The organism is Xenorhabdus sp. PB30.3 (assembly GCF_963895965.1).
Taxonomy (GTDB): domain Bacteria; phylum Pseudomonadota; class Gammaproteobacteria; order Enterobacterales; family Enterobacteriaceae; genus Xenorhabdus; species Xenorhabdus stockiae.
Genome location: NZ_CAWQMW010000111.1, coordinates 110,356 through 133,077, shown reverse-complemented (window position 1 = coordinate 133,077; position 22,722 = coordinate 110,356). Strand labels below are relative to the sequence as shown.

The 22,722-nt window shown below is 40.2% G+C and carries 23 protein-coding genes; 12 read left to right on the top strand and 11 right to left on the bottom strand.

The window, feature by feature from the left end; translation table 11 throughout:
- Positions 1-334 precede the first annotated feature (334 nt).
- From AACX38_RS07260 to pabB, 3 genes are all read right to left on the bottom strand, one after another.
- On the bottom strand, positions 335-1,699 hold the full coding sequence (locus AACX38_RS07260) for an L-serine ammonia-lyase (RefSeq protein WP_099120599.1): 1,365 nt from the start codon (positions 1,697-1,699) through the stop codon (positions 335-337).
- Between the two features lie 176 nt (positions 1,700-1,875).
- Entirely contained in the window at positions 1,876-2,439 is a 564-nt protein-coding gene (locus tag AACX38_RS07255; protein WP_228862884.1) for a CoA pyrophosphatase, read from the bottom strand.
- A complete protein-coding gene (gene pabB / locus AACX38_RS07250; protein WP_228862883.1) occupies positions 2,436-3,806 on the bottom strand; it encodes an aminodeoxychorismate synthase component 1 in 1,371 nt (456 codons plus the stop codon). The genes AACX38_RS07255 and pabB overlap by 4 nt, the downstream gene beginning before the upstream one ends.
- A 165-nt stretch (positions 3,807-3,971) precedes the next feature.
- On the opposite strand from pabB, the gene AACX38_RS07245 reads away from it, so the two are divergent.
- From AACX38_RS07245 to pip, 3 genes are all read left to right on the top strand, one after another.
- On the top strand, positions 3,972-4,154 hold the full coding sequence (locus AACX38_RS07245; RefSeq protein WP_228862882.1) for a YoaH family protein: 183 nt from the start codon (positions 3,972-3,974) through the stop codon (positions 4,152-4,154).
- A 100-nt stretch (positions 4,155-4,254) separates the two neighbouring features.
- Positions 4,255-4,632: a protein YebF gene (yebF, locus tag AACX38_RS07240; RefSeq protein WP_228862881.1), complete on the top strand. Its 378-nt coding sequence runs from the start codon at positions 4,255-4,257 to the stop codon at positions 4,630-4,632.
- A 257-nt stretch (positions 4,633-4,889) separates the two neighbouring features.
- Entirely contained in the window at positions 4,890-5,843 is a 954-nt protein-coding gene (gene pip / locus AACX38_RS07235; protein WP_228862880.1) for a prolyl aminopeptidase, read from the top strand.
- 59 nt (positions 5,844-5,902) lie between these two features.
- Here the strand turns inward: pip and AACX38_RS07230 are convergent, their stop codons facing one another.
- Positions 5,903-6,133, bottom strand: coding sequence for a DNA polymerase III subunit theta (locus AACX38_RS07230; protein ID WP_099121612.1), 231 nt, complete (start codon positions 6,131-6,133; stop codon positions 5,903-5,905).
- Between the two features lie 375 nt (positions 6,134-6,508).
- Between AACX38_RS07230 and ftnA the strand changes: the two genes are divergently transcribed.
- The 8 genes from ftnA (at position 6,509) to htpX (ending at position 14,323) form a co-directional block, all read left to right on the top strand.
- Positions 6,509-7,021: a non-heme ferritin gene (gene ftnA, locus AACX38_RS07225; protein WP_099108206.1), complete on the top strand. Its 513-nt coding sequence runs from the start codon at positions 6,509-6,511 to the stop codon at positions 7,019-7,021.
- 228 nt (positions 7,022-7,249) lie between these two features.
- Entirely contained in the window at positions 7,250-7,636 is a 387-nt protein-coding gene (gene copC / locus AACX38_RS07220) for a copper homeostasis periplasmic binding protein CopC (RefSeq protein WP_228860585.1), read from the top strand.
- Complete coding sequence (copD, locus tag AACX38_RS07215) at positions 7,636-8,595, top strand: copper homeostasis membrane protein CopD (RefSeq protein WP_228862879.1); 960 nt, start codon at positions 7,636-7,638, stop codon at positions 8,593-8,595. Before copC ends, copD begins: the two co-directional genes overlap by 1 nt.
- Positions 8,596-8,817: 222 nt before the next feature.
- Positions 8,818-9,180: a YebY family protein gene (locus tag AACX38_RS07210; RefSeq protein ID WP_099121596.1), complete on the top strand. Its 363-nt coding sequence runs from the start codon at positions 8,818-8,820 to the stop codon at positions 9,178-9,180.
- 622 nt (positions 9,181-9,802) lie between these two features.
- Entirely contained in the window at positions 9,803-10,300 is a 498-nt protein-coding gene (locus tag AACX38_RS07205) for a GAF domain-containing protein (RefSeq protein ID WP_099108202.1), read from the top strand.
- A gap of 95 nt (positions 10,301-10,395) precedes the next feature.
- On the top strand, positions 10,396-11,109 hold the full coding sequence (gene proQ / locus AACX38_RS07200; RefSeq protein ID WP_099121595.1) for an RNA chaperone ProQ: 714 nt from the start codon (positions 10,396-10,398) through the stop codon (positions 11,107-11,109).
- Between the two features lie 19 nt (positions 11,110-11,128).
- A complete protein-coding gene (gene prc / locus AACX38_RS07195; protein WP_228862878.1) occupies positions 11,129-13,228 on the top strand; it encodes a carboxy terminal-processing peptidase in 2,100 nt (699 codons plus the stop codon).
- A 210-nt stretch (positions 13,229-13,438) separates the two neighbouring features.
- A complete protein-coding gene (gene htpX, locus AACX38_RS07190; RefSeq protein WP_228862877.1) occupies positions 13,439-14,323 on the top strand; it encodes a protease HtpX in 885 nt (294 codons plus the stop codon).
- A 101-nt stretch (positions 14,324-14,424) separates the two neighbouring features.
- Here htpX and AACX38_RS07185 read toward each other — a convergent pair whose 3' ends face one another.
- Positions 14,425-15,792: an L-cystine transporter gene (locus AACX38_RS07185; RefSeq protein ID WP_228862876.1), complete on the bottom strand. Its 1,368-nt coding sequence runs from the start codon at positions 15,790-15,792 to the stop codon at positions 14,425-14,427.
- A 430-nt stretch (positions 15,793-16,222) separates the two neighbouring features.
- Complete coding sequence (locus tag AACX38_RS07180) at positions 16,223-16,816, bottom strand: metal-dependent hydrolase (protein ID WP_099121592.1); 594 nt, start codon at positions 16,814-16,816, stop codon at positions 16,223-16,225.
- 369 nt (positions 16,817-17,185) lie between these two features.
- On the opposite strand from AACX38_RS07180, the gene AACX38_RS07175 reads away from it, so the two are divergent.
- Positions 17,186-17,725, top strand: a complete 540-nt coding sequence (locus tag AACX38_RS07175; protein ID WP_228862875.1) for a YniB family protein — start codon at positions 17,186-17,188, stop codon at positions 17,723-17,725.
- 368 nt (positions 17,726-18,093) lie between these two features.
- Here AACX38_RS07175 and AACX38_RS07170 read toward each other — a convergent pair whose 3' ends face one another.
- From AACX38_RS07170 to AACX38_RS07150, 5 genes are all read right to left on the bottom strand, one after another.
- Positions 18,094-18,957: a fructosamine kinase family protein gene (locus tag AACX38_RS07170; RefSeq protein ID WP_228862874.1), complete on the bottom strand. Its 864-nt coding sequence runs from the start codon at positions 18,955-18,957 to the stop codon at positions 18,094-18,096.
- 143 nt (positions 18,958-19,100) lie between these two features.
- On the bottom strand, positions 19,101-19,976 hold the full coding sequence (locus AACX38_RS07165) for a metal ABC transporter permease (protein WP_228862873.1): 876 nt from the start codon (positions 19,974-19,976) through the stop codon (positions 19,101-19,103).
- Positions 19,973-20,848: a metal ABC transporter permease gene (locus AACX38_RS07160; RefSeq protein ID WP_228862872.1), complete on the bottom strand. Its 876-nt coding sequence runs from the start codon at positions 20,846-20,848 to the stop codon at positions 19,973-19,975. Before AACX38_RS07160 ends, AACX38_RS07165 begins: the two co-directional genes overlap by 4 nt.
- A complete protein-coding gene (locus tag AACX38_RS07155; RefSeq protein ID WP_228862871.1) occupies positions 20,845-21,744 on the bottom strand; it encodes a manganese/iron ABC transporter ATP-binding protein in 900 nt (299 codons plus the stop codon). Before AACX38_RS07155 ends, AACX38_RS07160 begins: the two co-directional genes overlap by 4 nt.
- Positions 21,741-22,655 (bottom strand): metal ABC transporter substrate-binding protein, encoded by a 915-nt coding sequence (locus AACX38_RS07150; protein ID WP_099121587.1) that lies wholly within the window; start codon positions 22,653-22,655, stop codon positions 21,741-21,743. Before AACX38_RS07150 ends, AACX38_RS07155 begins: the two co-directional genes overlap by 4 nt.
- Between the last annotated feature and the right edge of the window lie 67 nt (positions 22,656-22,722).

The following is a 22,722-nucleotide window of genomic DNA, read 5'->3' as shown; positions in this document are numbered from 1 at the left end:
TCAAGAAAATTGCTATCAGTCAGAAAATTTAAGTCGAACTATTTTGATAGGTAAAAATAATATTTTAATTTTAATTATGGCAAATAAAAATTAATTAATTCTTTTATTTTTTATTTTTTGGTCTTAATGTCTGTTTCCGGTAACATTTTGTTAATCTTTAGATAAAAAGAAAGAGATGTTTTAAATAGAAAAGAGGAAAAAATATACTTCTTTGATCCGTTTCAGCCAAAAAAAATCCCTACTATATTAGCAGGGATTTTTCCGGATAAGCCAAATTTGAACTTAAAGAATGTCGCTATTTAACTTATGCCATATTGATAACTTACAGATTTGATTAGTCACACTGTACTTTTATGGCCAGACCACCACGTGATGTTTCACGGTATTTGGCATTCATGTCTTTGCCAGTTTCGTACATCGTTTCAATAACTTTATCGAGTGAAACGCGTGGTTCACTGGTGCGGCGCAATGCCATACGAGCAGCATTGATCGCTTTAACCGACGCGATTGCATTACGTTCGATACATGGAACCTGTACTTGTCCGGCAACTGGGTCACAAGTCAAACCAAGGTTGTGTTCCATGCCGATTTCAGCGGCAATGCACACCTGCTCAGGGCTTGCGCCGAGCAATTCTGCCAGACCTGCCGCCGCCATTGAACAGGCAACCCCAACTTCTCCCTGACAGCCAACTTCTGCACCGGAAATAGAAGCATTCATCTTATACAGAATACCGATTGCACCTGAGGCTAAGAAGTAGCGCGTATACAGCTCAGGAGTAACTGGTTCGATGCAGTGATTGTAGTAAGCCAGTACTGCTGGAACGATCCCACATGCGCCATTGGTTGGTGCTGTAACAACTCGGCCGCCAGCGGCATTTTCTTCATTGACTGCCAAAGCAAACATGTTGATTAAATCAACAACGTTCATCGGGTCGTTTGAAAGTTTGTTTGATGATGTCAGCATACGATGCAAAGCCGCAGCACGGCGCGGTACACGCAGAGGGCCGGGTAAAACGCCTTCTGTATTCAGGCCTCGTTCAATACAGGCTTGCATGGTATCCCATACATCTGCAAAGTATTCAGCAATTTCTTCTTTGCTATGTAAATCCAGCTCGTTTTTCATCATCAGGCCGGAAAGGGACAGGCCTGTTTTGCTGCAATTCATCAGTAATTCAGCAGCAGAGCTGAATGGATAAGAAACAGGCTTTGTATCCTGAGATGGCTTACCGAAATGTTCTTCATCAACAATAAAACCACCACCGATAGAGTAGTAGGTTTTGCTGTAAACATTTTCGTCACCTGCAAATGCATGGATTTGCATGCCATTTTCATGTAATGAAAGGTTATCGCTCCGGAAATTCATGCCTCCGTCACGAGGAAAATCGACTATATGTAAACCATTTGCCAGCGGCAAACGTTGAGTTTGCTCAACATCACGAATAAAACCAGGGATTGAATCAATATCAACAGTTGCAGGCATATTACCGGCCAACCCCATGATAATGGCGATATCCGTATGATGACCTTTCCCGGTTAATGAAAGTGAGCCGTATACATCAACGGCTACACGCGTGATAGAGGACATAAGCCCCTGGTTTACAAGATCATCGACAAATTGTTTTCCTGCTTTCATAGGACCAACAGTATGAGAGCTGGATGGGCCGATACCCACCTTAAACATGTCGAAAACGCTAATCACGCCAGACTCCTTAAAGAAGAAAGAGATATAGTATATTTATAATAAAGCGCGTTACTTTACTGTTATTTAGTGGTGTTGATAAAGGAGTTTACAGTTTTTTTTTAATTATAATAGTTATTGGTATGATTTCGGACAATAAATGTGCAAATAATGTTTGTTAGTGGTTATTTTTAGCTCTAGTTTTGGACTTGTTGAGCCAGCCGATAAATAATTGAGGCAGTTAATCCCCAGATCATTTGCCCACGATACCAATAAAAGTAGATCCGATGTTGGCGGTTATGCTTCTTAACATCCAAATACTGATAGTTGGGAAGAGAGAGCGCATCAAAAAGCGGGATTTCAAAAAAATTGTCTACTTCTGTTGGGTTGGCCTGAAAAGAGAAGGGCGGCGAAACTAACCCGACGACAGGAGTGACATGATACCCGCTGCTGCTTTCCATAGGGGCTAACTGCCCCAGAACCTGTACCTGATGATATGGAATATTGACCTCTTCTTCGGCTTCACGTAGCGCGGTGGCAGCCAGTGAATGATCTTCCGGATCAGCCGCGCCACCGGGGAAAGCAACCTGCCCTGCATGTGAACGTAGATGCCTGGCCCGTTGGGTAAGTAACAGTGTAGGCTCGGGCTTACAAATAATCGGCAGTAATACAGCGGCATTCCGCTGATTGTTGACCGGATAATCCGGTTGTACGGGAATTTGCAGTTGAAACCGATGAATAAAATCAGAAAGAGATGTCATGATGTATGGAGTTCCCTTAATTTCGGTAAGATATGTCCAAGTTTATCGAATGTTTCCTGATACTCTTTTTCCGCAGTGCTGTCAGCAACAATTCCCCCACCAGCCCAGCAGTACACTTTTCCTTTTTCTGTCAATAGGGTGCGTATAGTAATATTGCTGTCCATTGTACCGCAGAAACTAATATAGCCAATAGCTCCACAATATCCATGTCTGCGATGTGGTTCTAATTCTTCAATGATTTCCATGGCCCGAATTTTTGGAGCACCCGTGATAGAACCTCCGGGAAAACAGGCTCGCAGTAAATCTGTTGCGTGATATTCGTCCGGCAATGTTGCAGTAATGGTACTGACAAGGTGATGGACTGCCGGAAAAGGTTCAACAACGAATAATTCGGGGACTTTAACTGATCCCGCCTCCGCTACACGCCCGATATCATTTCTGAGGAGATCAACGATCATCAGATTTTCCGCGCGGTCTTTCCGGGATTTGGCTAATTTTTCAGCTTGTAATCGATCTTTTTCCGGGTCTTGTTCACGTGGCAATGTGCCTTTGATCGGCCGGGTCTGAATTTTATTATCTTCCAGTAATAAAAACCGTTCGGGTGAAACACTGATGACGCAATTTTCAGGCAAACGAATGAAAGCTGAAAAAGGAGCGCGATTAGATTCGTTGAGTTGCCTGAAAGCCTGCCACTCATCGCCCTGATAATCGGCGTGAAAACGCTGTGCCAGATTAACCTGATAGCAATCGCCATTACGCAAATAACGATGAATATGCGCAATTTTTTCATGATATTGCAGCTCACTCATATTGGATTGCCATGCGCTGGTGAGGGCAAAATTTGTTTCGCGGTGCTGGGTGTGTGCTTCCAGCCATGCCAGGCGAGTATCAATATCGTGATAGCTTAATAAAGTTGCTTTTTGCTGGTGGTGGTCAATGATAAGACACCAATCGTAGATCCCAATGGCCATATCCGGGAAATTCAATTCATTAATGGTTGTCGCTGGTAGCTTTTCAGTCCATCGCCCGAGATCATATCCCCATATTCCCAATGCTCCTCCCTGAAAGGGCAGGTCAGGATCAAACTGAGGGGTAATATTGCAGTCATTAAGATGCTTTTTTAGTAAAAGAAAAGGATCTTCTTGAGAATGAGAGACAGCATCATGACTTTTGATTTCGGTAGAGTTTCCTTGTGTCACAAGAGTGATGATTGGTTCAGCAACAATAATATCAAAGCGATTATGTGAATGTTGAGCAGCTCCTGAATGTAACAACATTGCCCAAGGAGAGGCAGAAAGAGGAGCAAAATAGCTGGCTGCAAGATCAGGGAAATAAGGTAACTGACGTTTTTGTAATGCAATCTTCATGGTGGAACCCGTATTGGCAGGGCAATTCAAAAATAACTGATTAATTGGCGGAGATTATCATAGAATGGTACACCGGTTCACTTGCTGTCATACTGCAACTTAAAATTGATTGCGTATATAATCACAATCATCATCAATTATTACTATATATTAGAGGTAAACGCCATGTTTTCAGGTATGCCGGCACTGTCCCATGAAGAACAACAGATTGCTGTGGAAAGGATTCATCAACTTATTTCTGAAGGGATGAGCAGTGGAGAAGCAATCGTGATTGTGGCTCAGGAACTGAGGGAAAAACATCAGGATAAAGAGCAGATCCATGTTTTGTTTGAGGATGACGTAAAATAGTCACAACGCATTTTTAACAAAACTCACATAATTACTTTCTATTACATGTTAGTTTAACCTAACATTAATCCATACTATTTGGATGGTAATAGGAGGTAACATGAAGATAAAACAATTCATCCATCGTGCAGGGTTATTGAATGTGGCCGTTGCACTTTCTTTTGCGTTTACAACTGCTGTATTAGCTGCTGAAAATGACCATGTCGCTAAATTTGTTTCCTGCAAAAATCTGACTAAAGATCAAATAGCCGCACAAGTTAAACAAGATTTCCTGCAAAATCGTCTTAATCACTGGGATAAGGACAGGAAACAGTTAGGTACTGCAAAACCCGTAGCATGGGTAAATGTCAACGATATTACTGGTGATAAAGACGCATTGCAGGTTCCGTTAGTTGTCAGGGGCACTAAAAATGACAAAAACTATAATGTCACAATCGATTGCCAGAAAGAGACTATCAGCTATAGCGAAATCCGGTAATTAAAGAGTCATGATAGCTTCACATGTGTTCGGGATACTGGAAACGTATCCCTTTTTATGCCTTGTGTCTTTCAAGTTACCTATTTGTTGGTTACGCTCTCTTATTCCTACCACATATGAGTTATGCTTCCGGGGGGATTAACTAAAGGCTCTTGCTTCCCAATGGAGCCACTTTTGGTTGCTTCGGCAACTTTGTCACTCTCTTACTGGCGGACACAATTTGGAACCCAGTGGGTGTTTCTGATTGAGAGGTCTCTATGACGGAATTACGGAAACTTTATCCGGCTTATGATGCATATAAGACTGGCTATCTGGATACCGGAGACGGGCACCAGATTTACTGGGAACTGTGCGGTAATCCCAAAGGTAAACCTGCGGTATTTATTCACGGAGGACCGGGCGGAGAAATAGCCCACTACCATCGGCAGCTATTCAACCCTGAACATTACCATGTCATGCTATTTGACCAGCGTGGTTGTGGGCGTTCTAAGCCTCATGCAAGCCTTGAGAATAATACAACCTGGCATCTGGTCGATGATATTGAACGCTTACGTACACTAATGGGCGTTGATAATTGGCTGGTTTTTGGTGGTTCATGGGGTTCAACATTATCTCTGGCTTATGCCCAGAAACATCCCCATGCTGTATCAGAGCTGGTATTAAGGGGAATATTCCTACTCCGGCCTCAGGAATTGCAATGGTATTATCAGGAAGGTGCTTCCCGATTTTTTCCGGAAAAATGGGAGCGTATATTATCCATTCTTTCTGAAGAAGAGCGCGAAGATGTGATTAGTGCTTATCGGAAACGTCTGATAAGTAGTGATCCTGCCGTACAGTTGGAAGCCGCTCAACTATGGAGTACCTGGGAAGGTGAAACTATCACACTGTTACCTTCTGAACATGCAGATTCATTTGCAGAAGAACAGTTTGCTCTGGCAATTGCACGTATTGAAAATCATTATTTTACCCATAACGGTTTTATGGATGAGACGCAGCAACTATTAGATCATATTGATGCTATCAGACATATTCCAGCAGTCATTATTCATGGACGCTATGATATGGCATGTCAGGTACAGAATGCCTGGGATCTGGCAAAAGCATGGCCAGAAGCTGAACTTCATATTATTGAAGGAGCAGGTCACTCTTTTGATGAACCGGGTATTTTGCATCAGTTAATCAAGGCAACGGATAAGTTTGTTGGAAAGTAGATGAGGTAACCACTTGCTCACGCAGTGGTTACTTTTTACTATTTTTTATTTGCTATTTTTTAACGGCTTTTGGGCTCGTAAGGTAAACGTGATAAAGACCTTGATTGCTGACGGTAATGCCTCAACCGTTGCTGAAAATATTCCCTCAGATGTTGTGGCTGAGTTTGTTCAACATTATCCGGAATGACAGGCATATTATAACGCTCTTTAAATGCAACTCCTGATGCCGCTAAATCAGTGTTGACTTTGTCCATCTCATCTTTTGATAGTCTGGCTAAATTATGCTCTATCATATTGTCTCCAAAAAATACTATGTATACCTCTTACCGCTCAAGTTGATTCTTGAAATCTATAAGATATATCTTCAGGAGATAAAATTAATAGAGTCTCGTTCATTTAGCAAGCTGTTATTTGAATAAAAAACACTCTAGTAAAGATTAATAATATCAATTATCATTTCTATTAAATTGGTTTTATTTTAATAAATATTTAATCAAATAAAATTGATTATTATTTCCTTATATTTAATGAGATTTATTCTTGTTAAAGAATGAACATAAATCATTAATTATCAATTTGTTATTTATTTTTAATTTATTTTTGTTTTATTGGTTTTTAATAGGCATAATATGCTCCAGTTAATTAATCATCAGGAGATTGGGCTAATGTTGAAACAAGAAATGATCACGAAATTAAATGAGCAATTAAATCTAGAATTTTATTCTGCTAATTTATATCTGCAAATGAGTGCATGGTGTAGTGATAAAGGGTACGAAGGAGCGGCAGCATTTCTGAGAGCCCATTCACAGGAAGAAATGCAGCATATGCAACGCTTATTTGATTATCTGGGCGATACAGGAGCAATGCCTGTACTGGGCGCGATTCAGGCTCCACCCGTTGAATTCAGTTCCATTTCTGATGTATTCAATCAGACCTATGAGCATGAAAAACTGATCACTGAAGAGATTAATAAACTGGCCCATCTGGCGATGACCACTCAGGATTATTCTACTTTTAACTTCTTACAGTGGTATGTTTCTGAACAGCATGAAGAAGAGAAGTTATTCAAATCTATTCTGGATAAACTGGGTATGGTGGGTGAAAGTGGTAAATCTTTATTCTTACTGGATAAGGATTTGAAAGGGTTATCTGTTCCTGCACATGCAGCCCACGCCTGAGAAGAGTTTATAATAAACTAGTCTCTATCTGTCTGATGGATTTTTGGACCGTGATTTCTGTTTTTTGACTATGTCAAGCAGGAGTCACGGTTTTTTCGTTTTATTTTCCACTATTGTTTTTGCGTGGTGCTTCACAGGTCCGGCCTTTTACCACAGATTAAACTGGTCTTTTGATATAGAATCCTCTCAATTATAAAATTCGTCTTTATATTAAAGGGTTATATATTTATGACTATTTTTAGCATTCGCTCATTCTGGACTAAATTATCTGCCTTGGTTGTTTTGTTTGTTGGTATATCCTGCCAACAGGCTTTAGCGCATGCCCACTTAAAAGATCAAACTCCGGCTGAAAATACAACGGTTGAAGCTGCACCACAAGCTATAACCCTGAGTTTTTCAGAACGCATTGAACTCGGATTCAGCAAAGTAAAATTAATTGGTCCGGAAAAACAAGAAATTAAAACAGGAAAACTGGAGCTTGATCCAGAAACTAAAACCAAGTTGATTCTGCCGGTTGAAGCCAAACTTTCTGCCGGAGAATATCGCGTTGACTGGAGTGTGTTGTCAGTCGATGGTCATAAAACAAAAGGTGTCTATAACTTTACCGTAAGATAATGATTTCACTCGAGGCATTATACGTACTCTGCCGTTTTTTCCACTTTGTGGTTGTAATGCTAATGTTCGGGCTTAGTCTGTTCATTACTTTACTTGCATCAGGCCACTTTTCAGTATTGATTAGAAAACGGCTGAAGTCTGCTTTAGGGATTAGTACTGCTCTGGCTTTTATTACTTCAATCGTCTGGTTTATTGTACAGGCCGGGCTGATGGGAGATGGCTGGCACGATGCTTACCAGCCTGAAATATGGCAGGCCGTATTAGGGACTGCTTTTGGCAAGGTATGGCAGTGGCAATTGTTGGTTGCAACACTTGCTGTGGTGGGGATACTCTTTTTACGTACTAATGCCGGTAGTTCTCAAGTAAAGCACTTTTTATTATTAGGCTGCTCTGTTGTTTTGCTTTCAAGCCATGCCTTCATTGGGCATGCCGCTATGTATGAAGGGGAACTTGGTCAACTGCTTCAACTAAATCAGGTTGTCCACTTACTCAGTGCAGGCTATTGGTTTGGTGGATTATGGCCGTTTTTGCTGTGCTTGCAATTTTTACGTCTGAAAGGTAGTGCCGGCTTGAATCCAACTCCTGATAAGGTGGGGTATGGAGGCATGGAGAATCGCCTTTATGATGAAAGTGTTGCTGCGATGAGACGATTTTCTAATTATGGGCATCTGGCCGTTTTTTTGGTAATTGCCACAGGTATTGTCAGTAGCATCATTTTAATTCCGGGCTGGCCAACTCTTGATGTCCCGACCTCCGAATACCAATCAATGTTATGGCTAAAAATAATATTGGTCACAATTATGGTTCTCTTAGCCTTAATCAATCGTTATATCCTAGTGCCTAAATTAAAGCAAAAAGGGCGCTATGAATTGCTAATGATCAACAGTTGGCTGGAAATCATTCTGGGAACAGCTGCCCTGCTATGCGTTGCTATTTTTGCAACAGAACCTCCTGTGTGATCCTTATTTACATGCGGCATATTCCATTTTGGTCGGCTTAACCATTTTTCAACTGTATTTCGTATTAAACGCATAAGCGCAGAGTTTCTGCGCTGTCATTTCCCTGAAAGTATGGTGTAGTGCAGTTAAGTGTATTGGTTATGGTAATGAGTGTAGTCTTAGCTATATAAACAGGGAAAAGGGCGTTAGAATTCGGGTTGTGTATTTATCTGGGGAATAACAATGAAACGAGTATTTTGTGTTTTATCTTTTTTGTTTTTTTCTTTTCAGGGGATAGCGGCTCCAATACAAACTGTAAGTAAATTACAGTTTGGTAAGCAGTGGGCTTTCACCCGTGAAGAGGTTATGCTTGATTGCCGTTCAGGAGGTGCATTGTTCGTGATCAACCCCAGTACGCTTATGCAATACCCACTTAATGAACGAGCAGAAGAACTTGTGCAAGCGCATCAGGTGATTGCTACACCGCTAAGTACAATACTTCTGGATGATCCCGAGGATAATAATCAAAAAATGAGTATTAAACCATTTCAAAAGGCAGCTATGTCTTTATGTGATTATAAATCAGGTGACAAAAAAGATAAGTGATTTTTATTGTTAATATGAATGAAATGTCAATTAATGTGCTAATAAATTAACCAAAATTGGTAAATTACCATGTGTCAACTACTCTTTAAGAGGTAAGTTGTTCTACGTCTCAATGGCATTTTAGCGCACGGCTCTCTAACAGAGCCATTTTCCCTAGGCCGAGTAGAGGAATGAGCTCGGCCTTTTTTTATTATGCTTACCATAATTAGTGAATAATTTTACTCTTTTTTCACAGGTTCATGTTTTTCCTAATTTGTATAATTTGTTCAGTAGACTTTGAATGGCAATAATGTAGTGACAAACAAACACAAAAAAATTGTAATAAACAACCATTCGTCGGTAGAGAGAATATTGGATAATAATTTGAACAGGAACACGGTTTGGACTGCAAATCAGGTAGTTTTATAATATAAGCTGTGATAACTAACTGAATTTTAAAAGTGAATACTGGTAAAATTCTCGAAAGAAAATTCTAATTCTGTGCTTCGGGCTTTAAGCTGGGGCAGCGAATACAAGGGATAGCAGAAAATTTATCGGAGTGACTGATATCTTTAATAAGAATCCCTGTTCGTTAATTTATTGTTGTTCATTTGTTGTGCTTGACTACTTTGTATAGGTGTATATGGATAAGTATAAACTCTATGAAAATTTATCAGATAGCTTGATGGCATTATTATCAGGCGAGTATAACCTGATCGCGTCTCTTGCAAATACAAGTTCATTGTTATATGAACATTTGGATAATGTTAATTGGGTTGGCTTTTACTTGGTAGATGGTGATACCCTAGTTTTAGGGCCATTTCAGGGCAAAATTGCTTGTGTTCGTATTCCTATAGGGAAAGGGGTATGTGGAACCGCTGTAGAAAAGAATAGTATTCAGCGTATTTCTGATGTGCATGCTTTTCCCGGTCATATAGCCTGTGATGCCAATAGTAATGCTGAAATTGTCCTTCCTTTGGAAATTAATGGGCAAGTTATTGGCGTTCTCGATATTGACAGCACGGTTTTTGACCGGTTCGATGAATACGATGAACATGGCTTGAAAGCCCTTGTTAGCAGGCTTTGTGAGCATTTGGGGCAATGTGTTGTGCCAAAATATCTGCAACAGAATGTAACTTAACTTATGTATGACGTGGCATTTATCGGCAACACCATTATAATGTCGCCTGTTCATGCCTGCGCTGGTTGGCAAAACCGTTGTAATCAGGAAATTTCATGGAAAATCAACCTAAGTTGAACAGTAGTAAAGAAGTCATTGCTTTTTTGGCTGATCGTTTCCCGTTATGTTTCGCCGCAGAAGGTGAAGCACGTCCTTTGAAAATCGGGATCTTTCAGGATATCGTTGAACGCATTCAGGGCGAAGAGTGTTTAAGTAAAACACAACTCCGTTCTGCTCTGCGCTTGTATACTTCCAGTTGGCGTTACCTTTATGGTGTAAAAGAAGGTGCTCAACGTGTTGACCTTGACGGTAATGCATGTGGTGAGCTGGAAGCTGAGCATATTGAACATGCGCGCCAGCAGTTAGCGGAAGCTAAAGCTCGTGTACAGGCTCAACGGGCTGAGCAACGTGCCAAAAAACGTGAAACAGAAAACGTATCTGACAAGAAAAGCGAACGTCCTGTGAATAAAAAGGCTGCGCCTCGTCGCCGTCCGGAAGCAGGTAAAAAGGATGAAAAACGTCCATCCCGTTCGCAAGAGCGCCCGCAGCAATCGCGTAAACCAGCAGATAAAACTAGCAAAAAAATTGCACAACCTGAGTTAACCTCAGTTACAGATGTATCCTCTTTGAAAGTCGGGCAGACGATCAAAGTGAATGTAGGGAAAAGCCTAATGGATGCTTCTGTGCTGGAAATTGCGAAAGATGGTGTAAGAGTGCAGTTACCTACTGGTCTGGCAATGATTGTACGCGCAGAACACTTAAAGTTCTGATACGGAGGCCAACTTGGGCATGAACAAACTCATTACTTTGGCTTTCGTTTTAGGGCTATCATTTTTTGGTACAGGGTATGCAGATACTGTCAATGATGGTGCTGCTCGTAGTAATACTTCTGTACCTGTTACCGGAACAACAGTTGGGAATAATCAGCTTACTGTTACTATAAATCAGCTACCCGATCTAAAACCGGAACCACAACATGCGACAGTAAGTAAACGGGTTGTTTCCCGTTTTCTCAGTTCTCACTACCGACATTTCAATCTTGATGCCGATTTCTCAGGCAAGATCTTTGATCGTTACTTAAATATGCTCGATTATGGGCATAATATTTTTTTGGCATCAGATATCGCGCAATTTGCTACACAAAAAGGGCTTTTGGGTAAAGAGCTTGAGAATGGTGATTTACACCTTCCATATGCGTTATTTAACTTACAGCAAAAACGTCGTTTTGAACGCTATCAATATGCTCTTTCCACGTTAGAGCAGCCTATCCGCTTAGATGGAAATGATAAGCTAGAGACTGAACGTGATAAAGCACCGTGGCCTGCGAGTGTTGAAGAATTAAATAATCTTTGGGATGCAAAGATTAAGTCAGATTGGATAAATCTTAAACTGTCAGGGAAAAATGACAAAGAGATCAAGGAAACGCTGACAAAACGTTATAGGACTTTGCTGAAACATTTGACTCAGAGTAAAAGTGAAGATGTTTTTCAAATCATAATGATGGCTTTTGCTCGTGAAATAGATCCTCATACCAGTTATCTTTCACCTCGTAATACAGAGCAGTTTAATTCCGAGATGAGCCTTTCACTTGAAGGGATCGGTGCTGTTTTACAATATGATGATGAATACGTAACCGTCCGCTCACTAGTAGCAGGGGGACCGGCAGCCAAAAGTAATTTGCTCAAAGTTGGAGATAAAATTATTGGGGTAGGGCAGGCAGGTAAACCTATTGTAGATGTTGTTGGCTGGCGTTTGGAAGATGTTGTTGCTCTGATTAAGGGGCCAAAAGGCAGTAAAGTCCGCCTTGAAATTATTCCAAGTGCGAAAGGGGCAAAAAATCATATTATTACGTTAACTCGTGAAAATATTCGCCTTGAAGACAACGCAGTTAAAATGTCAGTTAAAACTGTTGGTAAAGAAAAAGTGGGGATTCTTGATATTCCCAGTTTTTATGTTGGTTTGACTAATGATGTAAAAGTACAACTGCAAAAACTAACGAAGCAAAATGTTTCGGCCATTGTTATTGATTTACGTGGTAATGGCGGTGGCGCGCTGACAGAAGCTGTTTCACTTTCTGGTTTATTCATCACAACTGGTCCGGTTGTTCAAATCCGAGATAATACAGGGCGGATTAAAGAGGATTCAGATACTGATGAAGCGATATATTATAAAGGCCCTTTGGTTGTTATAGTTGATAATTTAAGTGCTTCTGCATCTGAAATTTTTGCTGCTGCTATGCAAGATTACGGTCGTGGATTAATTGTTGGTGAGCCGACTTTTGGTAAAGGAACAGTTCAACAATATCGTTCCCTGAATCGCATTTATGATCAAATGCTCAGTCCTGACTGGCCAGCAATTGGTTCAGTGCAATATACCATTCAGAAGTTTTACCGGATAAATGGTGGCAGTACTCAGCTTAAAGGTGTGACACCTGATATTCTTATGCCAACAGGGGCAGAGCCTACTGATATAGGTGAAAGTAAGGAAGATAATGCTTTGCCTTGGGATAGTATCCAGCCAGCAGTTTATTCTTCTTCAAAGAATATTTCAGAGTTAGTGCCATCATTAACTAAACTGCATCGCCAGCGTATCGCTAATGATCCTGAATTTAAATATATTGACCAGGATATCGCTTATTATAAGGTACTAAAAGCTCGTCATGGTGTTTATTCATTAAACTATGCAGAGCGAGAGAAAGAAAATAAAGAGTATGAAGCGATTAAACTAAATCGTATCAATGAGCGCTTCAAACGTGAAGGCAAAAAACTACTTGTGTCGCTTGATGACTTAGCTAAAGATTATAAAGGGCCAGACCCTTACTTAGACGAGTCCGTACAAATTGCTCTGGATTTGGCTCACCAGCCAGTTGAAATAACTCAGAATAAATAGTAGTGGTTTTGGATATCATAATGCATAAAAAGCCGACTTTAGAGTCGGTTTTTTTACTTTTGTATTATTAGCTGGATCTTATGTAAAATTGTAAAGTTACGTTGATTCTATCGCTTAACACCTTAAAGAAATTGAATAATATGGTCTTAGTCCCCATCTTATGATTTACTTTTAGTTGAACTGTTTGATTATTAAAGGAAGCAAACTTATATGATGAGAATTGCCCTGTTCCTGCTCACCAACCTTGCCGTTATGGTTGTGTTTGGGATAATACTTTCACTTACGGGAGTACAGAGAAGTAGTGTTGCCGGCCTTATGATTATGGCTGGTTTGTTTGGTTTTGGTGGTGCATTTATTTCTTTGTTAATGTCAAAATGGATGGCATTACGTTCTGTTGGTGGGCAGGTTATTGAAAAACCGTCTAACGAAATGGAATTCTGGCTGATGGAAACTGTTCGCCGTCAGTCCGATCAAGTCGGCATTACTATGCCGCAGGTTGCTATCTATGACGCACCAGATATTAACGCATTCGCTACAGGAGCGCGCCGTAATGCGTCTTTAGTGGCTGTTAGTACAGGCTTGCTGAATAATATGAGCCGTGATGAAGCTGAAGCTGTTATTGCTCATGAGGTTAGCCACATCGCTAATGGTGACATGGTAACAATGACGTTGTTACAAGGGATTGTAAATACATTCGTTATCTTTATCTCACGTATCATTGCACAAGCAGCTGCAAGTTTCTTGTCCAGCAGTGACGATGAGAGCGAAAGCAGTAGTAATGGCAACCCTATTATTTATATGATCCTTTCCATGGTTTTGGAAATTGTATTTGGTATTCTGGCAAGTATTATTACCATGTGGTTCTCTCGTTATCGTGAATTTCACGCAGATGCAGGTTCAGCAAAACTTGTCGGGCGTGAGAAAATGATTGCTGCATTACAGCGCCTCAAAACAAGCTATGAGCCTCAGGAAGAAGGTAGCATGATGGCGTTTTGTATCAATGGCAAATCGAAGAGTTTTAGTGAGTTATTCTTATCTCACCCACCCTTGGATAAACGTATTGAAGCGTTACGTAGCGGCGAATATATTAAGTAATACTGCTTGGCTTGCATCTATTTAAAAGATGAGAATCTAAACAGCTAAATGAAAAAAGCCGGGATGTATGATAAATCCCGGCTTTTTTACCATTAGGTTATTTAATCCTGATCAAATAGCTTTTTATCAGTTTTACTCATTAACTGACTGGTAATTGTGCCGGCAGTCATAGCTCCATTAACATTTAAAGCAGTACGCCCCATGTCAATCAGTGGTTCAACAGAGATTAATAAAGCGACCAAAGTGACAGGCAATCCCATTGCTGGCAGAACAATAAGTGCAGCAAACGTAGCACCACCACCAACACCAGCTACACCAGCAGAACTGATAGTCACAATCCCCACCAGAGTTGCAATCCATAGAGGGTCAAAAGGATCAATACCAACTGTTGGAGCGATCATAGCCGCTAACATAGCAGGATAAATTCCTGCACAACCGTTTTGGCCGATAGTCGCACCAAATGAAGCGGAAAAGCTGGCTATAGACTCAGGAACACCAATGCGACGTGTTTGCGTTTCAACATTTAACGGGATACTTGCAGCACTTGAGCGGCTGGTAAAAGCAAATGTCAGAGCAGGGCCTGCCTTTCTTAAGAATTTTAGTGGGTTGATACCTGTTATAGCTAAAAGAATGCCGTGTACAACAAACATTAGACCTATAGCAATGTAGGAAGCAACAACAAAATTACCTAATTGGGCAATATCATGAATATTTGAACTGGCAACTACTTTGGTCATTAATGCCATTACTCCATATGGGGTAAGGCGCATAACCAGCCTGACTAGTTTCATTGCCCATGCTTGCATAGTATCAATCGCGATAAGAGCACGTTCACCGCGTTCTTGGTCATCTTTCAGCATTTGCAGAGCTGCAATTCCCAAAAATGTTGCAAAAATGACGACGCTGATAATTGAGGTCGGATTTGCTCCAGTAAGATCTGCAAATGGATTTTTAGGAATAAAAGAGAGGATTAGTTGCGGTACACTCAGGTCTGAAACTCGATTAATATAGTTTGTCTCAATTGCTGACAGACGAGCAGCCTCTTGTGTCCCCTGTACTAATCCAGCAGCGGTCAATCCAAACATATTGGCGATAACAACACTGATTAAAGCAGAAATCGCTGTAGTAAACAGTAAAGTACCAATGGTCAGCAAGCTGATCTTACCTAAGGAAGATGCTTTATGCAGACGTGCAACTGCACTTAGTATAGAAGCAAAGACTAATGGCATAATGACCATTTGTAACAATTGCACATAACCATTGCCGACGATGTTGAACCATTTAATTGATTCTTTCACGATCGGGTTATGTGCACCATAAATAACATTTAATGCTAATCCAAAAAAGACACCAACAACTAAGGCAATAAGAACTTTTTTGGATAGACTCCATTGATCTGAACTCGTTTTTGCTAATATAACGAGTAGTGCTGTAAAAACCAGCACATTGATAATGAGTGGTAAATTCATCCCTAGTCTCCAATATTCTGACTAATATTCTTTTATGGTATGTATTCACTTCGAGTTATAGCGAAAAGTTTTACCATTATTTTATTAAAGAATTATGGTATCAATATAAATATTAGCTTTCTTATAATTTTAGAGAATATAATATAATTATTTGTCACTAGATAGCACTATTAGTTATATGTATTTATGGGATTTGTTTTGCTTTCGTTCAATGTCAGCCAGCATGTGAGTGGGGGTGCCTCAGAAAATATGAAGTCATTTGATTTATCTGATTGATATATAAGTTTATTTATCAACAATCGCAAGCTGTAACTCAGAAGTTAGATACCAGATAGTGAAATTAATAAGTAAAAATAAAGAAATAATATTTATGTTTTTGATTGGCCCTATTATCAAAATAGGACCATTATTTGATTAAAAATAAATTCAATTATTTGTACAAATTTTGTAATTTATCAATGTGTAATTTATCAAGTTGCAGTTTATCGAATTGCAATTTATCAAAATAATCCATAAATGAAAGATTGATATGTTGTGGAATAAGAATAGCAATTACTACAAGTAAAACTGCTATGAAGCGCTCTGCTTTTTTACGTTCTTTTCCCCTCAAGATAGGAATTCGAAAACGCATTTTCAGTGGCCATAAGAGAGGAATACCTGCGGGTGTCAGCATATCTGCGATTAGGTGGCTAATATACCCTATGAGCATGGCATGGATAAAATCAGTTGGTATAGGCCACTCAGGGGGTATTTCAGTCTGAAACAGAACAACACCGACTGTCAGAGCCAGTAGGCTATGAGTGAACCCTCTGTGCCCGCAAAGCCGAGCAATAGGAACGGAAATAAAACGGAATAATCTACCTAAAGTTGAATGTGGATGATCAATATCTGGTAATAAAGAAGCCAAAAGTACACCGGGAATCATGTGGAACCAATCCCCCTGTGCTATTTCTGGAGTGATTTCTAGCTGGTGAGCCAATACAAGGCTGGCAACTGAAAAGAGAAGGTGTCCTTCTGCTGTCATAATTATTTATACTAGATTGTTTGTTGTATTGATTACTGGAGCTGATTGCTGTTTATGCATACAGTGCGCTAGTATAGAGGGTTTTATCCTGGTTGAACAGGGGGTAAAAAAGAAAAATCTTTTATTTATTAACATATAACACTAATATTTAACTGGCCCTTGCCTAGAACATATATCTATACTCAATGGATTTTACATTGCATCGTGGCGGCAAGGGAGCAGCAAATTAGTCAAAAATGAACTTGCCCAGCCAATAAAAAGGAAATTTGAAAGGCGAAGAGTATATGCTTCTGGTGATTAATTCACTTACTTTCGCGCTTTCGCGTTACAACTTGAAATCTTTTGGATATATGCGCATGAGGAGTATCAATGACGTATTCACAGGCAAGGTATGTAGCTATCACGAAGCGGCTATTGGGTTGGATTATTTTTATACCCGCTTTTTTGTCAACTCTAGTTTCAGTAGTCAATTTGGTATGGCTGCATGGAGTTAAAGGTGATGGTATTAACGCAGTCTTGAATGATTTTTTAAAAATGATGGCTGACGTGATTAAGTTTAATACACCATTTTTAGATTTTTTCTGGAGACATTCTCCAACACCAGATTATGTGGCGGCGCTCACAGGAGCGAATGTTAGTTTTTTAGTCATCTATTTCCTGATGTTTGTTGGTTTGGCGATGAGTGCATCTGGTTTGAGGATATACCGTCAATTTAAATTTATTAGGGAACAGATTGAAGATCATGTGATCCTTGAGAAAGCAAAAGAAAGTGATGTCACTAAAGAACAGCTGGAAGCCAAGGTAGAATTCCCTCGGCACTCATTATTCAGTCAAATATTCACTCTCTATATATCGCCTATTATTATTGGTGCAATTGCTTATTTTTTATCAAAATTATTAGGTTGGTGATGCAATATCATAGCTGCGGGATACTGAGTTCCGCAGCTACATCGTATCTGTTGCCTTTCAGATTGTTTCTTTGTTGGCAATGCTTACTCCTCCCTTCCAGTATTTTCATAATCACTATTCCAGTGAATTCGCTTTCTTACTGCTACTGCGTAGCTTAAGCTGGAAATGTATTAAGTATATATTTGTCTGCTTCATAAATTTCACAAAGAGAAATTAATATAATTAATCTTTTGTTACAATTTAATTTTCTTAACTCCTTTGATTTTTTTTTAATAAATTAATAAACAAACAAGTGTGGATTGCTCTAGTTAACTCTTCGATTAGATTTTAAATCTGATTATGTAGCTATTCTGCATCAGAACGGATTTTTATTCGGATAATATATTATCGATGATACTTTGTGCAGTGGTAAAATTATCCCCGCCAAAAAGGTTACAGCGATTCAATAAATAATAGAGTTGATAGAGAGGCTGCCGTTCAATGAAATCTGACGGTAGTGGCCAAACACTTTGATAGCCATCAAGAACCTGTAGAGGGAGCTCAGGGTAAAAAGGGAGCATAGCGAGATCACACTCACGATCCCCCCAATAACAGGCAGGATCAAATGCAACGACACTATTGTGATCTAAAGATGCGCAATTCATTGGCCATAAATCACCATGTAATAAAGATGGCTCAGGCTGATGAGAGTGCAGCTTATTGCTAACTTTTTCGACAATTGCATCGATGTTTCCGAATACCATGCCATTATCTGATGCAAGTTGTAATTGCCAGCCAATACGCTTTTCTGCATAAAATTGGTTCCAGCGTTTTTGCCACCCATTAGGTTGAATTGTCGTGCCAAGCATGTTGTCAAAATCAAAACCAAATTTGGGTTGTTCATTCCATTGGTGAAGCCGGGCAAGTTGTTGGCCAAAGCAGTACGCGTTGTGGGCATCAAATGGCTTGATAGGAAGATATTCGAGTAAAAGGAAGCTATGATTACGGTCATGCCCAACGCCATAGACTTCAGGTACTCTGGTTGTGTTGCTACGGGCTAATAATTCCAGTTGTTCTGCTTCTGTTTTAAAGATAGGCAACATTTCTTTCGTATTGGACTTAACAAAGATATGCTGAGCACCATACTCAATAGACCAAGAGCGGTGAATATCTCCTCCTGATAATTCTGTCTTGTTGCGGATTTCTGCCTCTTCAAAATGTTCACTTAATAGACGGCTAACAGTTTGCCACATGACTCACCTCATTAAGTTGACAATTACTATGCTCATATTACATACAGATGCAGTGGTTGAACAGTTTAAAACAGAATTTAAATCCTGATTAGCGGGCCATATTTAAATTAGATATAGGCCCCCTAATTTGATTTTACTGAAACTCACACTGATGGGGATAATATATCCTTGGCCTGTTTTCTATGCATTTTCTTTCTGGCTAATTTTATTTGGTCATAAATAACGGCAAATGCGAAGAAAATAGCCTGAATGATAACAATGCATGCGCCGGTTTCACCATCAATGTGGAAGCTGACTATTGTACCAAGAACACTGGATGTGACTGATGCTATTATGGCAACAATCATCATATGCTCAAAATTCCGACATAGAATAAAAGCAATAATCCCGGGGGATATTAACATTGCAATGACCAGAATAATCCCAACAGCTTGTAATGAAGCAACAATGGTTAGAGCTAAAAGAGATAATAAGCCATAATGCAGCAGTTTTACTGGTAAACCAACAACTTTTGCCTGATTAGGATCAAAGCAATATAGCATGAAATCCTTACGTTTCAGAAGAACAACGGCCAGAGTGAACCCTGCAATGCACATTATTTGGATCAGTTCATTTTGGGTAATACCGAGGATACTGCCGAATAAAATATGGGTCAAATGTTGTTCTGTATCTATGCGGGTAAAAAGTACCAGACCAAATGCAAACATGCCAGAAAACACAACACCCATGACGGTATCTTCCTTAACCCGGCTATGCTCTTTCAGATATCCAGTGGCAAAGGCGCAAAATATTCCGGAAAGGAAAGCACCTATTGCAAGTGGTATTCCTGCAACAAATGCCAGAACAATTCCCGGTAATACTGCGTGGGAAATGGCATCTCCCATTAATGACCAACCCTTCAGCACTAAATAGCACGATAATACTGCGCAGACAGTTCCCACGACGATCGCAGCGACAATGGCACGTTGCATAAAATCATGCATAAAAGGTTCCGTGATGAACTCAATCAAGGTATTCATGAGTGCTCTCCCTGAGTAATTGCCTGAGATTCTTTTTTAGCTCGTTGGCGAGAGGCCAACATACCGTATTTAGGTGCAAAGAAGAAAGCCAGCAGGAAAATCAGAGTCTGTAAGGTAACAATGACTCCTCCGGTTGCACCATTAAGGAAGTAGCTAATATAAGCACCTATACAACTGGTTAAGGCGCCTATGGCAACTGAAATGATAAGCAGATTCTTAAAACGATCTGTCAGTAGATACGCAGTTGCTCCTGGAGTCACGACCATAGCAATAACCAAAATAGCGCCAACTGTTTGTAAGGCTGCAACAGTGCAGGCGCTTAATAAAGTGAAGAAAATAATTTTCAGGCGTAATGGGGATAACCCGATGGATCGGGCATGGTTTTCATCGAAGAAAACAACCAGCAGGTCTTTCCAGAGCAGCATCAGAACAATAAAAGATACAGCAATAATGATTTCTACCTGTAAAACATCTTCATCAGCGATCCCCAGAATATTGCCGAGGATGATGGTTTGTACATTAACGGATGTTGGATTTAAAGAAACGATCAATAACCCGGCAGCGAAAAAAGTGGAAAATATAAACCCAATAACGGCATCTTCACGTAATCGTGTGATGTGGCGTACGAGAGTCATCGATAATGCTGCAAGCATACCGGTAAAAAAAGCACCACCGGCATAAGGTAAACCGAGGGCATAGGCACCGGCAACTCCGGGCACCACAGAGTGGGAGAGAGCATCCCCCATCAGTGACCAGCCTTTTAGCATTAAATAGGCTGACAAAAAAGCACAGACAGCGCCGACAATGGCACTTACCCACATGGCTTTCACCATATAGTTATAATTAAATGGTTGTAGCAACAGTTCCATCATAACTGTTCATCCTTCTGTTTTTGACTTTGTCGTGGAGGAACATGATTATCATGACCGTAAAATACGGCAGCGCGCTCATCATCTGTAATGACGGTCAGGGAACGAGGATCGTCATCGTCATGGAGTTCAGGGCCGGAGAGATTGATATGACGTAAAACACCGCCAAATGTGGTTTCCAGATTCTTCTGCGTGAATGTAATTTCAGTTGGGCCACTGGCCAGAACGGTGCGATTAATCAAAATAACATGGTCACAAAATTCGGGAACACTGCCGAGGTTATGTGTGGAGACTAAAATTAGGTGTCCTTCATCACGCAGGTCACGTAGCAAATCAATAATGGCATTCTCAGTTTTAACATCTACCCCGGTAAAAGGTTCATCTAAAAGTAGAACCTTTCCTTCCTGAGCCAGTGCGCGTGCCAGAAATGCCCGTTTTTTCTGTCCACCAGAAAGTTCACCGATTTGTCTGTCACGTAGTTCAATCAGCCCGACCCGCTCTAGTGAGCGATTTACGATTTGATGGTCTAGCTTACTGGGCCTGCGAAGGAAGCCCATTTTCCCATAGCGCCCCATCATCACAACATCAGAAACCAGAACCGGAAAGTTCCAGTCTACATCTTCAGTTTGTGGAACGTATGCAATGATATTCTTTTTCAGTGCTGTTTTTATGGATTGCTCATTAAGGGTAACTTTTCCTTGAGATGGAGTAACTAACCCCATAATAGTTTTGAATAATGTCGATTTCCCACTGCCATTCATTCCTACTAATGCACATATGGTGCCGCCTGTGATATCAAAGCTCGCATCATAAATTGCAGTATGGCCGTTGTTGTAAGTGACAGTAGCGTTATCAACTAATAAATGTGGCTTTTCAAATAATGACGATGCGTTTTTCATTGATTAAATCCTTTTGCGATAGTATCGACTGTCATATTCAACAGATCGATATAGGTAGGAACAGGGCCTTTTGCTGTAGAGAGGGAATCAACATAAAGTACGCCGCCATATCGTGCTTCGGTTTCTTTGCTGACTTGTTTTGCGGGTTTATCTGAAACAGTACTTTCACTGAAAACAACAGGGATTTTATGTTCTATCATCGTATCGATGACACGGCGGACCTGCTGTGGTGTACCTTGTGCTTCGGCATTAATTGGCCATAAATAAACCTCTTTGAAACCATAGTCTTGTGTGAGATAGCTAAATGCACCTTCACTGGTTACCAGCCAGCGTTCATTTTCAGGAATACGAGACAGGCGTTCTCTTAATGGCGCATCCAGTTTGGCTATCTTGTCAGCATAAATTTTGGCGTTACGGTTATAAGTATCTGCATTTTGTGGATCGTTTTTGACTAAAGCCTTACGGATATTTTCGATATAAATAAGTGCGTTATTCGGAGACATCCAAGCGTGGGGATTAGGGTTCTGATTATAAGGCCCTTCGCGGATCGGGAGTGGCGTAATACCTTCGGTGATTATAGCGACGGGAATATCCTGCATATTTTCAAAAAAACGTTCAAACCAACGTTCCAAATTTAACCCGTTCCAGAGGATTAGATCAGCTCGCTTCGCCTTAATGATATCTTTGGGGGTGGGTTGGTAATCGTGAATTTCTGCGCCGGGTTTTGTAATAGATTCAACAATAGCAGCATCCCCTGCGACATTTTGAGCCATATCCTGAATAATGGTAAATGTAGTTACAACCCTGAATTTTTTATCTGCATGAGCTTGCAGGCTGAATAAGGTAATAGTGAAGAGGGTAATAGTTATACGGAGTATCGGGAAAATAGAAAAAGAACGTTTTTTGTTCATTATTGTAAACCTTATTTGTTATGCATGCGATTGTTGATAATGATTATCAATATCATCTTTATAAAGT